The organism is Candidatus Magnetobacterium casense (assembly GCF_019173545.1).
Lineage (GTDB): Bacteria > Nitrospirota > Thermodesulfovibrionia > Thermodesulfovibrionales > Magnetobacteriaceae > Magnetobacterium > Magnetobacterium cryptolimnobacter.
This window is the reverse complement of the sequence record NZ_JABXWD010000040.1, coordinates 1-14937: the sequence shown is the minus strand read 5'-3', so window position 1 is coordinate 14937 and position 14937 is coordinate 1. Positions and strand designations below refer to the sequence as shown.

Annotated in this window: 10 protein-coding genes; all 10 read right to left on the bottom strand. The window is 45.9% G+C overall.

The window, feature by feature from the left end; translation table 11 throughout:
* Positions 1 to 595 precede the first annotated feature (595 nt).
* The 10 genes from gyrB to HWQ67_RS03745 all read right to left on the bottom strand — a co-directional run bounded on the left by gyrB (position 596) and on the right by HWQ67_RS03745 (position 14654).
* Entirely contained in the window at positions 596 to 3058 is a 2463-nt protein-coding gene (gene gyrB, locus HWQ67_RS03790) for a DNA topoisomerase (ATP-hydrolyzing) subunit B (RefSeq protein WP_218251311.1), read from the bottom strand.
* Positions 3059 to 3066: 8 nt separating this feature from the next.
* Positions 3067 to 3561 (bottom strand): chemotaxis protein CheD, encoded by a 495-nt coding sequence (locus tag HWQ67_RS03785; RefSeq protein ID WP_218251310.1) that lies wholly within the window; start codon positions 3559 to 3561, stop codon positions 3067 to 3069.
* Positions 3562 to 4473: a sensor histidine kinase gene (locus HWQ67_RS03780; RefSeq protein ID WP_218251309.1), complete on the bottom strand. Its 912-nt coding sequence runs from the start codon at positions 4471 to 4473 to the stop codon at positions 3562 to 3564.
* A gap of 77 nt (positions 4474 to 4550) precedes the next feature.
* Complete coding sequence (dnaN, locus tag HWQ67_RS03775) at positions 4551 to 5657, bottom strand: DNA polymerase III subunit beta (RefSeq protein WP_218251308.1); 1107 nt, start codon at positions 5655 to 5657, stop codon at positions 4551 to 4553.
* A 30-nt stretch (positions 5658 to 5687) separates the two neighbouring features.
* The gene (gene dnaA, locus HWQ67_RS03770) at positions 5688 to 7019 is read right to left on the bottom strand and encodes a chromosomal replication initiator protein DnaA (RefSeq protein ID WP_218251307.1); all 1332 of its coding nucleotides are present in this window, start codon (positions 7017 to 7019) and stop codon (positions 5688 to 5690) included.
* Between the two features lie 251 nt (positions 7020 to 7270).
* Positions 7271 to 8375, bottom strand: a protein-coding gene (gene prfB, locus HWQ67_RS03765) for a peptide chain release factor 2 (RefSeq protein WP_218251312.1) whose coding sequence is annotated in 2 segments (ribosomal slippage) — positions 7271 to 8320 and positions 8322 to 8375 — 1104 coding nt in all. Because the reading frame shifts where the segments join, the coding sequence is not laid out codon by codon here.
* Positions 8335 to 9972 (bottom strand): apolipoprotein N-acyltransferase, encoded by a 1638-nt coding sequence (gene lnt / locus HWQ67_RS03760; RefSeq protein WP_320414493.1) that lies wholly within the window; start codon positions 9970 to 9972, stop codon positions 8335 to 8337. The genes prfB and lnt overlap by 41 nt, the downstream gene beginning before the upstream one ends.
* A 53-nt stretch (positions 9973 to 10025) precedes the next feature.
* The gene (locus HWQ67_RS03755) at positions 10026 to 10841 is read right to left on the bottom strand and encodes a hypothetical protein (protein WP_218251305.1); all 816 of its coding nucleotides are present in this window, start codon (positions 10839 to 10841) and stop codon (positions 10026 to 10028) included.
* On the bottom strand, positions 10831 to 11451 hold the full coding sequence (locus HWQ67_RS03750; protein ID WP_218251304.1) for a hypothetical protein: 621 nt from the start codon (positions 11449 to 11451) through the stop codon (positions 10831 to 10833). Before HWQ67_RS03750 ends, HWQ67_RS03755 begins: the two co-directional genes overlap by 11 nt.
* The gene (locus tag HWQ67_RS03745; RefSeq protein WP_218251303.1) at positions 11448 to 14654 is read right to left on the bottom strand and encodes a tetratricopeptide repeat protein; all 3207 of its coding nucleotides are present in this window, start codon (positions 14652 to 14654) and stop codon (positions 11448 to 11450) included. The genes HWQ67_RS03750 and HWQ67_RS03745 overlap by 4 nt, the downstream gene beginning before the upstream one ends.
* Positions 14655 to 14937 lie beyond the last annotated feature (283 nt).

The following is a 14937-nucleotide window of genomic DNA, read 5'->3' as shown; positions in this document are numbered from 1 at the left end:
TTCGCAGGAATGACAGTTACAGGCTTTTTCCAAGTTTGTCATTCCTGGCTTGACCAGGAATCCAAAAACTGCAAAAGCATAGTTACCATGAAATATAAAGAGGATACCAAAATCCTATAATATAAAGCTTGTTGTCCTGGGCTATCTTTACTTCTTCATTTACGACATTACACGTGCGCGTATGCTCTGAGACTATTATCACCATTATACTACACTCAGGGATAACATGAATTTCCTCTGAAGTCGTAGCGCAGTTTACGTTGTTCTTTCTTAGCCCTTCAGCAATCAGGGCCGCTGTTTTTTTGTCCTTGTCTCCTTCTGCATGACTTATATACACCTTATAGTCTATATCTGTTGGCTCTGTATATCTCTTTCGCATAATTGTACCTTATTTTATTGTAAACCACAGGGAAAAATCCAGAGAAGTTTTGTTCACAGAATTTAGAAAGCCCTCATGTCTCCACAAAACAATAGAGTTAAAGAACGGGGGTCGAGCAGATGGGGTCAAGGGGACTGGTCCCCTTGCGGGGGAGGTCAAGGAGGGGGCGGAGCCGCCCTCCTTGTTCTTTTGTCTCTTGTCTTTGCCGTTCTTGCTTTATATGTCGATATTTTTTGCTTCGAGGGCGTGTTTTGTTATGAAGTCCTTGCGTGGCTCTACCTGGTCGCCCATGAGGATCGTAAAAATCTCATCGGAGGCCACCATGTCATCAATGGTCACCTGCATCAGGGTGCGCTTATCGGGTTCCATCGTTGTATCCCACAACTGCTGCGGGTTCATCTCACCAAGCCCCTTGTAACGCTGAATGTACAACCCCTTCCTGGCCACCTTCATGACGAACTCCAGAAGTTGCGTCGTCGTATCAAAGACACTCTCAACACCCTGATTCGCTATCCTGTAGGGCGGCGTGCCAAGCTCCCGTGCCAACTGATAGTAGCCCTCAAGCTCCCTGAACTCCGGCGACCTCACAAAATCCGCATTAAGATGCACCTTCTTGTTCTCCCTGACTATCACCACCGAGTTACTCTGATGCTCCATGTCAAACTCAACGTCGGTAAACTCCGCATCCTTAAACTCATCTTTGAGGCGTAAGAGCAAGGCATCAAAGGTCTCCTGCTCCCTCAGACACTGAGCCAGGTTATCGATCCCAAGCAGCGCCATAAGCACCTGGGCATCCTTACCACGCATAGAGTGCCACAGCACGATCTTCTCAAGCCCCGTCAATCGCTTCAAGTAGGGAATAAGCGCCTTGCCCTTTACCGTGGTGTCCTTCAAGGTCAACTCCAGGTCGGTTGCAGCCAACTCAAGAAGCATCTCCTGTAATTGTTGATCGTTTTGTATGTATTTTTCCGTTTTACCCTTTTTGACCCTGTACAGGGGCGGCTGCGCAATGTAGAGATAACCACGCTCTATGATCGACGGCATCTGACGATAAAAAAACGTCAACAGCAGCGTCCGTATGTGCGCCCCGTCAACATCGGCGTCCGTCATCAACACTATCCGGTGATAACGGAGCTTGGCAATGTCAAACTCATCCGACCCGATGCTTGTACCCAGGACGGTTATAAGCAGCCGAATCTCATCGGAGGAGAGCATCTTGTCAAAGCGCGCCTTTTCAACGTTCAATATCTTGCCGCGCAGTGGGAGTATGGCCTGATACCTCCTGTCCCGCCCCTGCTTTGCCGAACCGCCGGCAGAATCGCCCTCTACGATAAACAGCTCACTCTGTGCGGGGTCTTTTTCGGAACAATCGGCCAGCTTTCCAGGCAGCCCCGTTCCCTCTAACAACCCCTTGCGACGCGTCAACTCCCTGGCCTTTCTGGCAGCCTCTCTGGCACGAAAGGCCTGCAACGCCTTTTCGATGATCTTCTTGCCCATGCCCGGATTCTCCTCAAACCACGCACCAAGGGCATCGTTTACAATGGACTCCACAATCCCCTTGATATCGGTGTTACCGAGCTTCATCTTGGTCTGACCCTCAAACTGGGGGTTGGTCAGCTTGACGCTAACAACAGCCGTCAACCCCTCCCTGACGTCATCACCCGACAACGGTGGGGCATTTTTGAGCAGTCCGGCAGAGGCCGCATAGGAGTTGGTCGTCCTGGTGAGGGCCGCCTTAAATCCGCTCAGGTGAGTTCCACCCTCCTTGGTGTTTATGTTGTTGGCAAACGTGTATATCATCTCTGCATAGCCGTCGTTGTACTGCATGGCGATCTCTATTGAGGTGCCATCCCTCTGACCCGTAATATAGAGCGGTTTGTCCTGCACATGTACCTTGCTGCGATTGAGGTGCTCCACAAAGGACACTATGCCGCCCTCATAGTGGAAGTTCTGGCGTTTATCGCCGGCCTCATCGCTGAGGTTTATGATCAGCCCCTTATTGAGAAAGGCCAGTTCCCTGAGTCTTTGAGAAAGGACATCGAAAACAAACTCAACCGTCTCAAATATCTGACTATCAGGCTTAAAGACAATCTTGGTGCCTCGCCTGTCCGTCTGTCCCACAACCTCAAGGGGGCCACTGGGAAAGCCCCTCTGAAAACGCTGGTGAAACACTCTGCCATCACGCCTGATCTCCATCTCAAGCCACTCGCTAAGGGCATTGACCACCGATACCCCCACGCCGTGTAATCCCCCGGATATCTTATAAGCCTTGGAGTCAAACTTACCCCCCGCATGAAGTTCCGTCAAGACGATCTCAGCGGCCGTTCTGCCCAACGGGTCATCGGCGTGCACGTTTGTTGGGATACCACGCCCGTCATCTATCACCGTACAACTGCCATCGTGATGCAGAACGACGTCAATGTTGCGGCAAAACCCCGCCAGGGCCTCATCCACACTGTTGTCAACCACCTCATAGACGAGGTGATGCAGGCCCTCCACACCCGTTGTCCCTATGTACATAGACGGTCTGGTGCGAACACCCTCAAGGCCCTTGAGGATTTTGATTGAAGTGGCTTCGTAACTATCAATCTCTTTGGCAACCTCTCTGGCAACTCCTTCGGTAACTTCAACATCTATGACGTCTGTATCTTTTACGCTGCTTTCAGAACGTTCTTCCATTAATTCAATCACTCCGTAGTCTTTTTTACCTTCTTTAATAATACGCCACCCGTCTCCGTTTTAAATACGATCTTGCGTCCCAGAGTTCCGCCCAAGTCCGAACTCACAATAGATATACCTTCCTCGGCAAGCACATCCTCGGCAACTATGATGTTTCTCTCTCCAACGTTTAAAAGCCCCGATGACTGCTGCATCATCGCAGCCCCCCCAAAGATTTTAGCCTTCAGGGACTTCTTGTTACACCCCAGAGACAGCATTTTTTCTATCAATTTATCAATAGCTATATTTCCATATCTGGGAGACGGCAATCCCTCGCCATTCCACAGGGGAAGCAGGTAGTGATTCATCCCGCCATAGTGCAGCACCGGGTCCCACAAACACACCGCCACACACGACCCCAGGATCGTGGTAATGGCACAAGGCTCTCTGTGGACATAGATATTGCCCGGATATAAGAAATGATCATAGATGTTCTTGTCAGATTCCATGTTTGTTGGCGGCACCTAAAATTCCCCTTCCTCATCAAAGAGAAATTCATTGCCATCGGCTGAGAACACATCACTGTTGGTATCCGTCTCTGATTCGGGTATGGACACCGAAAAGATACTCCCCTTACCCTTGGTGCTTGCAACGGTGATCTCCCCGTTTAACATCTCCACAATGGCCTTGGTAATACTCAGCCCAAGGCCGTGACCTTTATGGGTCTTTGTGCTGCCGGTTTCCAACTGTCTGAATCTGTCAAAGATAGCGTATTTTTCTTCTTCCGATATGCCAATGCCATGGTCCTTTACGGTTATTCGCAGCTCATTTGACTCCCTCCACACCTTTATTTCCACCTCAGACCCCTCGGGGCCAAACTCTATAGCGTTAGACAGGAGATTGGCAACAACAATTTGCAATTTTTCAGGGTCTGTCTTAAAAAAAGGTTCCGAGTCTGTTCCCTCTGCGCAATCGTGTATAAAATTAAGCGTTATCCCCTTCCCCTCTGCTATGTGTTTGAACAAACCTATGGTGGCATTAATAATTGAAAAACAATCAACGATAGATATACCAGGAACTGCCTCGCCGGCCTCAAGCTCCGCAGCAATAAATACATTTTTGAGTTGAAAATCAAGACCAAAGGCCTCCTGGTAAATAAGACTTGCCATTGTGGATATATCATCAGGGTCTGACTTTGCTTTAATCGCACTTTTTATAAGCTGCTCAGACAGGCCCAGGATGGCAGCCAGGGGATTATTGATCTCGTTTTTTATGTTCGACAGGAAACTCGATTTTAATGACTCGGATTCCTGTAGTTTCTTGTTCATAAACTCCAGCTTCTTTGTCATAACCCTCAGATCATGCAAGGCCTTCTCTTGCTCCTGGAAGCGTTTCTTGAGTTCATCTATTAATTCCGTATCCGTTAAGCGTTTCATATAACAAAATCTCCTTTATGCCTGGGGGTGTACCACGCTGTGATAAAATCAGGCGGTTCACCCTGTTTCTTTTTATTTTATATCCTTATGGGCATTAATACGCATCGATAGTCGTCGGAGCCTTCTTCCTTAAAGAGCGTTGGATTAAGCGTATCCAACAACTCCATGCTCACCGTAGGAGATTGCATCGATAGTAACGTATCCAGCAAGAACTTTGCGTTAAGACCCATTGTAATTGGTTTTGCCTCATACTGCACGATCACGCTGTCTTTGGCCTCTCCGATTTCAGGGTCTGAGACGGAGACGGCAAAGACATTATTTTCTATATCCACCTTCATAACACGAGTCTTGTCCCTGCTTATGACCAGTATCCTTCGCAGGCATTTGACAAGCTCTTCCCTGTCAATAACAACCATCTTGTCATTGTTGACCGGTATAACCTGTTCGTAGTTTGGATAGGCGCCATCTATCAACCTGGTAAGAAACTCCTTGTCATGTAAATAAAATAGCAGATGATTCTTTGTTATATCAATAACTACATCCTCGTCTATGGTAGCTAATATTTTCTTTAGCTCGATTACGGCCTTTTTGGGGACTATTACCTTGATCTCATCCTCAAAGTCAACGTCCATATCACGGCTGACAATTGCAAGCCTGTGTCCATCCGTACCCACGATGCAGAGCTTCTTGCGACTTCCGATCAAGTGTAGGAGCACGCCGTTAAAGGCATACCTGGGGTCGTTCTCTCCGGCGCAGTATATGGTCTTCTCAAACATTGACAGTAGTGTCTCTGAGTGTATGGTGATAGTTTTCTTGTTAGACAGCTTTGGCCAAACAGGGTAATCATCGGGATTCATGCAAGCAATCCTGAACAAGCTCTTACCGGACTTCAGCTTTACCCATCCCTGACCATCATACTCCAATTCCAGGTCATCCTCGACCTCCCTGGAGATATCAAAGAGCCTCCTGCCAGGCAAACACAACGTAACGTCCTCCTGTATACCCTCTATATTTATAGGCTCCTTCAGGGCAACCTCAAGGTCGGTTGCATATATCTCACCCTTTTGGGTACCCAGGGTAAGCAGAAAATTATTTACAATAGGCAGTGTCGTCTTTTTTTCGACTATGCCCTGTATATCGGCCAATTTGTCATGTATCTCTTGTCTGTTTATAACGATCTTCATCAATAAACCCCCTTTAATCTAATCATAACCCTATGGTTTAATCCTGTTAATAATTTGTTGTACCACTTTATTAAAGCCTTCGTCTTCCTTCATTTTGGTATCCACCTGCTTACACGCATAGATAACCGTGGCATGGTCCTTACCACCAAAGGCCTTACCGATGTCACCTAAAGAGAGGTCTGTCAGTTGTTTGGATATATACATGGCCAACTGCCTTGGTATTATCAATTCCTTGGTACGTTTCTTGGCCTTGATATCGGTCAATTTTACCCCGTAATATTCACACACCATCTTCTGAATATTCTCAACGGTGATTGGTTTTATGTCGTCGTAGAACAGGTCTTTCAGTACATTCTTTGCCACTGCAACGCTGATAGGCTGTCCCGTGAGATTTGAATGTGCAGCCAGCTTTATGAGACATCCTTCAAGCTCCCGGATGTTTGAACGCACACGTGAGGCAAGATAGTAGGTTACATCGTCAGGAAGTAGTATCTTCTGGTCTTCTGCCTTGCGTTGCAGGATGGCTATTTTGTGTTCCACAGTTGGTTGTTGAATATCCGCTATTAGTCCCATTGTAAAACGGGATTTGAGTCGATCGGTTATTGCTCCCAATTCTTTGGGAGGACGGTCGCTGGATATCACTATCTGCTTCTGTCTCTCATACAGGGCATTAAAGGTATGAAAGAACTCCTCCTGTGTCTGAGTCTTGTTTGCGATAAACTGCACGTCGTCTATCAACAGCATATCAAGGCTTCTGTATTTATCCTTTAATTCACTCATTTTTTCGTGTCTTATGGCGGACACCACCTCGTTTGTAAATTGCTCCGAAGAAACATAAAGCACGGTAGCCGTAGACAAACGCTCGATTACCTTGTTACCTATCGCATTTATGAGATGGGTCTTACCAAGTCCGACGTCGCCGTAGATAAAGAGCGGATTGTATGCACGCCCCAGTGACTCACTCACCGCTAGCGCAGCCGCATGGGCAAATTGATTGCTCGCACCAACCACAAAATTTTCAAACGTATATTTTACATTTAAGTAGATACCCTTACCGGCAAGCCTCATTTTTTTGGCCTGCTGCATGATATCCTTCCTGGCCTGATCAGTTGCCTGGTCCGTGTCCACCTTAAACTTCAATTTCACCGCACCGGAGACCACCTCATTCAATGCCTCGTCAAGCAACCCGGGATAGTTGTCCTCCACCCAGTCCCTAAAGAACCTGTTGGGTACCAACAAGACTGCGTCCGTCTCGCTTAGTTCGACAAGCCTGATTGGCTTAAACCAAAGCTCAAACACCGATTCCGTCACACGGGACTGCACAATCATAAGACTTTCATGCCAAATCTTTTCTAAATCCATAATTTATCAACAAGTTATCAACAATTGTTAATAACTCCCCCTTAAACCTGTTATTAAACTACCTGACAATATGTTAAAAAGACCCCTCTTTTGAGTTATCATCGATCTCGAAGTGTAAGTAGTCAAATCGCTGACGACTTTACAAACAGCATAAAACCTCTTGTTTATTGAGGTAGCGAAGACTATAAACATATTAACATCACCTACTATCACTACTATTTTTATTATTAATATATAGATCAAGAATAGACCTATCCGGTTTTCTTCCAAAAAAGAAAATCTCTTATGAACGAATCTATGTTGCCATTAAGGATGGCATCGGTATTTGATGTCTCACACCCTGTCCGATGATCCTTGACCATCTTGTAGGGGTGCAGTACATAGGAGCGTATCTGACTACCCCACTGGATGTCCTTCTTATCACCAATGATGCCTTCCATCGTTTTGTCCTGTTGCTTAAGTTGTCGTTCATACAACCGCGACTTAAGAATCTTCATGGCTCGGTCCTTGTTTTTGTGCTGAGATCGCTCGTTCTGACACGATATCACTATGCCGGTGGGATAATGGGTGATTCTTACAGCGGAGGATACCTTGTTTACGTGTTGCCCGCCTGCACCTGATGCCCTGAAGGTGTCTATTCTCAGATCGTCATCTTTTATTTCTATCTCAATGTCCTTTTCTACCTCAGGAAAGATCAGCACTGCCGTAAAGGACGTATGTCTTTTCTTGTTGGTATCGAAAGGCGATATCCTGACAAGCCTATGTACGCCAACCTCTGATTTGAGATATCCATAGGCATATGGCCCCTCAAACGTAATCGTTACGCTTTTGATACCGGCCTCCTCACCTGCGAGTATGTCCGTTATTTCGGCCTTGTATCCGGCACGTTCGGCCCATCTTAGATACATCCTCATCAGCATCTGTGCCCAGTCCTGGCTCTCTGTACCACCCGCTCCCGGGTGTATCTCCATGATGGCATTGCAACTGTCCAGCTTGTTGGAAAGGATGTGTCTGAGCTGTAGGTCGTCTATTTTTTTTTCGGTGCTGGATAGTTTGTCTTCTATTTCCTTAATAAATAGTTGTCCATCTTCCTCGTCCAGTATTGATAGTGAATCGTTGAGGTAGGTAACATCAGAGTTTACGTCTTCAAACGAGTCTATAGTACCCTGCAAGTACGCTCTCCTCCTCTGTAGTTCAGCGAGTTTTTCGTGTGAGGACCAGTGCTCACTGCTTGTTAGCATGGTGTTGATAGAGTCTATTTCGTTGGAGAGTTTCTCTATCTCAAAGATAACCTCTAAGTCCTTCTACTTTCTCCCTAAGTGGTTTTATCTTTTCTTTTAATTCCAGTTGAGCGATCATTTTTTTTTATCCTCCATTGTGTCGATTGGTTTTTGATGAGTTTTATTACAATTAATAAATTAAGGATATTACACAGGGCAACAAATACGTTGCCGTAGGTCGTGTAAAACGTCATGGAACTGTCCTTGTTGATGGTTCCGGTCAAGGCGACGGTTTCAAATAGTTCCGTCTTAGACTGTATCCGTCCACTACTATCGACAAACCCCGATATGCCGGTATTGGCGGCCCTGATGAGTGGCTTTCTGTTTTCCACTGCCCGTAACACCGCCATTGCAAAGTGCTGATAAGGCCCCGATGTCTGACCAAACCAAGCATCGTTTGTGATGGTTACTATGAAGTCACCTCCATATCTGTAAAATTCCCTGACCAAGTCCGGGAAAATTATTTCGTAGCATATAAGTGTTGCAAACGTGCCAAATGGTGTTTTGGCGACGTTGCGGCTATTACCTTTAATAAATTCTCCAATGCTAACCACAATTTTATCTATAAAGCCCAGCACATCCTTCAGTGGTATATACTCACCGAATGGAACCAACTTAATTTTATCATAAGTGTACAGTGTTTTACCAGTGGGTGATAATAGGACGGCGCTGTTTGACAGGGCGAGGGTTTTATTATTTTTATACCCCCGTACCAGGTCTGAGCCAAAGAGCAGGTGGGTGTTGAGGGTCTTGTGGAATTCAAGGAGGCGGTTGGTGTATTGCTCATCGCTCATAAACAGAAACGGCAGTGCCGACTCCGGCCAGACGATGAGTTGAGGGTTGTCCTTTGCGGCCTGTGAACTTAGGGTCTCATACCTGCTGAAGCAATAATCACGGAATCGCTCGTCCCACTTCATATCCTGTCTGAGGTTGCCCTGGATGACGCTTATAGTGACGGGGTCGCCTTTTGGGATGTCCTTGAGTTTGATGGTGCCGTACCACAGGACACAGCCCATGATGACGGCAACCATTACGGTCTCCATGGTCAGGTTTAGCCTTTGGGTTTTGTTTGCGTCTTTGTTCATCCGGGTGGCGATGATATCGGCGATGAGGGCGTTTGTGTATACGATCAGAAATGACAGTCCGTAGACTGCCGTGATATCGGCGATCTGTATCAGTGGCAGTACCTTGTACTGCGTGTATCCCAACAGTGACCACGGGAAGCCCGTGAAGATGATGCCGCGGAGATATTCGCCTCCCACCCACAATGTAGCTGTGGCCAGGTTCAGGGGCAGTCGTGTCTTTTGGTGGGTGAACTGTACGAGCGTTGCAAACAGGCTGGTATAGATACCCTCGTATCCGCACAGAGCAATGACTACCAGGATGCTTATCACAAAGGGCACGTGGCCGAAGTGGTTGATGGAGTGGTATATCCAGTATTGGGTGCCGAAGAAGAATATCAGTCCCGTGATGAACCCTGCCGTTCGTGCCGAGGTCATCGGGTGTCTGATGCTGATCAACAGCGGCGCAAGTCCCACCCAGGCCAGCGGGTACAAGTCCGGCTTTGGAAACGACAGGGCAAGCAGTACCCCTGAGAGGGTGGGCAGGAAGAAGAAAAGAAGGAAGGGGGGCGGCGCTGCCCCCCCCCTTCGACCCCCCCTGCAAGGGGTCACGGACCCCTTGACCCCTTCCTGTGGAGATTTGAGCGTTTTCGTTATGTTTCATTTTAGTAGTTAATGCTTTCTTTGTTGATGGCTTCGCAGATAGGGTCAAAGTGTTTTTTGTTGTTATTCAGGATGGCGTAGTCATTGGGGGCGGATACTGCTATTATGGCGTCTGAGCATTTCCAGCAGTGTCGGAGATTGGGAGTCTTATTGCTAAATTTGTTTTTGGTATCATTCAGTAAAGTCAGAATTTCTTCAAGACTATATATTCTCTTCTTTGTTTCGTCGTCTGAACTATGGGATTTTTTTAAGAGGGTTAGAATTTTTTCAAATGAGGATTTGTTTTGTTCAAAGAACTCTTTGATGTTACATTCTTCTTTAGAGTTTTTACATGATGTAGGATCATTTTTAAGTGTACTATTTTCGATATAAGGAAATTTTAAATCTTTAAAACACTCCATTTCATTTGTAATATTGCCTTTGAATAGTTTCTTTACTTCTACTGATGTGTCAAGGATCATTTCTCCTAAAAGCTCTTTTATTTCTCTTGTCATATCTTTAACTTTAAGTTCATTATAATATTGCTTTTTTTGTTTATATAAATTGCTAAAAGCTTCTAACCAGGTGTTTAATATATTTGGCTTATACGATAGTTTTTGGGTATACTCAAGTAAGTCTGATAAATCATTGTTTTCAGAAAGTTTATAATACAATAAAATAATGTTCTTCAAATATCCAGTTTTTAGTTCCATTAGTGTATATTGTGTTGTGGCGATTTCTTCTGCATTATCAATCAGAGGTTTCATAAACCTTTTCTTTTCAGGTTTGAATATATAATCAATAACGGCCGTTGTATCAAAAAAGAGTTTATTGTTCATCTTTACCTGTGTATTGATCATCAGGATACGAAAAAATAATAGCCGGGGTAATATTTATTTTGCATAGCAGGTCTTTGCATTTTTTATAGATATCTGAGTTCATTGATATGTTATCCTTGATAATATTAAATACTGAATGGATTGTTTTGATCTCCTCTAATGAATATGGAGTTTTTCTATGGACAAAAAGGCCTAATCTTAACATTGCAATTAACGTGAAAAGGTTTCTATTCCCTATTTCGATCTCATAGAATTTGTAAGCAGTCGCAAGGAGGATACTCATTTGAATTTCACTATCAATCTCATCATCCTCATTTTCCAAGGAATCTATGGCCCTGTCTAAAATGTTAATACACTCCTCAACAAGGGGTAAAAGTTCAACGCTTGTGTCATCGGCTTTTGGTTCGCTTTCAGGTCTTGTGGCGGGCTCAAGTGGCTGAAGAAGCTCTTTAGAAAATTTGGCTATATCAGGTTTTTTTTGATCTTTTGGAAGCAACAAGTCTTTTTCACGTGTAGCATCATTAGATTGATGTCTCACGTTATGAAGCCATTTTTTTGTAAATGCTTCAGCATTATAACGATCTTCTTCTGTATATTTTACGTTATTCATAGATTCTTAGCCTCAATAGCCTTTGCAGTATATTGATTTGCTTTTTGTGTATCACCTATTTTGGTAAATACGGAAGCAATGTTGCTATAAGACGTAGCCACCTCCGGATGTTTTTCGCCATGCACGTCCAATCTTATAGCCAGGGCTTTTTCGTGAAACTCAATTGCCTTATTTGAGTCTCCTAAATTATTCCATGCGTTTCCAATGTTATTATAAGACCAAGCCACCTCCGGATGTTTTTCGCCATACACGTCCAATCTTATAGCCAGGGCTTTTTTATGAAACTCTATCGCCTGCTTTGAATCGCCTAACGAATACCATACTTTTCCAAAATTGGCATAAGACCGAGCCACCTCCGGGTGTTTTTCGCCGTATACTTCCAACCATATAGCCAGGGCTTTTTTGTGAAACTCTATAGCCTGTTTTAAATCACCTAACGAATACCATGTGTATCCAAGATTATTATAAGACGTAGCCACCTCCGGATGTTTTTCGCCATGCACGTCCAATCTTATAGCCAGGGCTTTTTCGTGAAACTCAATAGCCTTATTTGAGTCTCCTAAATTATTCCATGCGTATCCAAGATTATTATAAGACGTAGCCACCCCCGGATGTTTTTCGCCATACAAATCCAAACTTATAGCCAGGGCTTTTTCGTGAAACTCAATAGCCTTATTTGAGTCTCCTAAATTATTCCATGCGTATCCAAGATTGTTATAAGACATAGCCACCACCTGGTGCTTTTCGCCATATACAACCAAACTTATATCAAGGGCTTTTTCGTAAAAAGCAATCGCTCTTTTTAAATTTCCTAATCTGTCTAATGTAGAAGCATACGTATCAAGCAAATAGACAACATACTCGTCTTTATTTTCCTTCGCCTCAGCGATTACCGAATCAGAGACCTTAGACACAACCTTTTCCAGGATTGCTAACCCCTCGCGATATAACACCATATTGTTGTAATAATTACCCATGGCAACGGCATGTTTACAGGCACCTCGGATATTGTCCACCTCAAGGGCGTGATAAATTGCCTCTTCCAGATACCGATGATCAGGCTCTTCGCTAACTTCTATCCAACTGTCGTACCACTCAAAGGCAAGCCTGTTGGCCTCTGACTTCTCATCTGCCGTCAACTTATCCCACATGGCTTCCCGTATAACAGACGTTACCAGGTAGACATACTCGCCACCTGAGACGACATTGCGCTCAATCAACGTAAGCTCAACGCCCGTCTCTAACAACCCCTCACCACCAAAGACACCAAAAGCAGCCCCGGGTACAGCCTCTCTGTAAACGGCAACCTTCTGGGCGAACCTGAGAAAATCATCACCCTTCGTATCCGCAATCACCGTTGCGAGATACTCATGCGCAAATTCCGCTCTTTTACCGCTCAAGATTTTCTCAAGGACATTGATGTCATATGAATGTTCCTCACTTGCGATAACGTTGAACCATTCAAGCAGATGAGGATTGCCACCACTGTATGACACGTACATATCCTTGTGTGCGCTCTTTGAAACAGCATCAAGCAAGGCGGTCTTTTTTGCTAAATCCCCGCCGTCCATAGACCTCAAAGAGATCGAATCTATCTTTGCGGCAAACAGGTCCAAGGCGTTTTCGCTGAGATCAAAGGGATACCGACTTGTTATGATTATATTTGTGCGGCAAAACACCCAATCTATTGCCTCAAGAAACGGCCTCAAGACCTCAAGGGAACCGGCACTCAACACAAACCTGTTGCCGTCTCTCTCAATATTGGCCTCGAAGTCATCAAACAGAATAATAACGCCGATATCTTTAAAGGCCGACCTGAACAACCCCTTGACCTTGTCGCCGTAGGCGATGTCTGCCTTTAGGATATCCAGGGCGGCTTCGGAACCTATGCGTTCAAATAACCCCTTCAGCCCTGATATCACGCCGCCGATAGTGATAACCCCCTTAAACGCAACGATCTCCCTGTCGCCAAAACGCTCGATGACCTTGCCCGCAAGACAGCTTTTGCCAATCCCCGCCGGGCCGTGAAACAATACCCCATACCTGCCCGTTTCACCCCTCAAGACCCTGATCGCCCGCTGTAACTCCCGACGTCTGCCGACAAAACCCGTTTCGAGTACCCTGATGTCTGAGTTTTTCAGATACATATACCTTGCCCTGCGCAGGGGGATGCCTCTGTGTACCTGACCTGGCTTGACTAACGGCGCAGGGGGTGTGCCGTCGCTGAGGAGCCTGAGACCTGCCCACAACACCGTGGACAAATCCCTGATGCTCCTCCGGGCGGCGTAGACGGCATCGTAAATGTCCTTGCCAATTGCCAGCGTCCTGTAAAACTCCACGGCGGCCTTAGTGGCCTCGTTATCTGTGATATCCCCTGCCCATCCCAAGACGAATGGAACTCCCTTGTCAACCAACTGCCAGGCAAACGGATTCCGGACGTTGCTACTTTTCACCCCGGCTGTAAAGCAGCCCGAAAGAAAGCACAAAAAAGGCGGATAACTATAAATTGCGTCCCACAGCATATCCGGCGTTACATCCTGCATCCTGCCCGTGTCGTCCTCCATGTAAAAGACAGGCCCTTCGTCTCTCCGTATAGCGGCAGGACCCGTTATGTGGATGACGTCATACCCCATGCCCTCAATGAGGGTGTCACGCAGGCCCGGCAAACTACCCATAGATTCAACCGTTAACTCAACGGGATATCTTTCGATGGCCCTGGTGATTTCCTCTTCTTCCCGCTCGTAATCAAAGGACAGGTGTTCCGGCAGATCATTGGGCGCGCTGGCCATAAAGAGCAGCTTCATCTGCGTATCTCGTCTACCTCTTGCCTGTCCACGCCTGTTGACAAGCCATATCAACCGGATGTCCGTCCCCAGGAGCAGAAATTCCCCTTTGTAGATAAGCTCAAAGGGCAACGCATAAAACTCCACAGGGGCCTCAAGGTAGACGGTCAACGGTTCATTCTTGCTGATGGCCTCCTTTAATCCGCTTTCGACCCTCTTTTCGAGGCCATTGAGGATGTCATAGAGCTGTGATCCAAGGTCGATGGCGGATTGTGTATTGCCACGCCACAAACCGTTGGCCGCATCCCTGAACAGCACAGTCAAGGCCTCCGGGTTGATGTAACACTGAGCCTTCTGGTTGATGAAGACCTTGTGCTTGTTGACCGTGGTGTCAAGCTCTATCTTTATTTCGAGGTTCAATCCGTCCCTCTGCGCATCTGTGACAGGAGGCCGCCCCGGGGAATTACCTTTGCCTGACGCCTGACTACATTATGATCAAATAGAATGATCATTTATTATTATCGTGCTTTTAGCTATGTTGATTATATCTTTATAATAAAGAAAGGGGTGTTAAAAAGAAAAGAGGAATCATTGGGTAGCACCACAAACAACCGTGGTTGCCAGGATTTAAGCCACCTTTATTTTTTCGTAATATGGCATTGTTACTGTGCTTAAGCGATATGACCACGCCGGACTGGAGTGC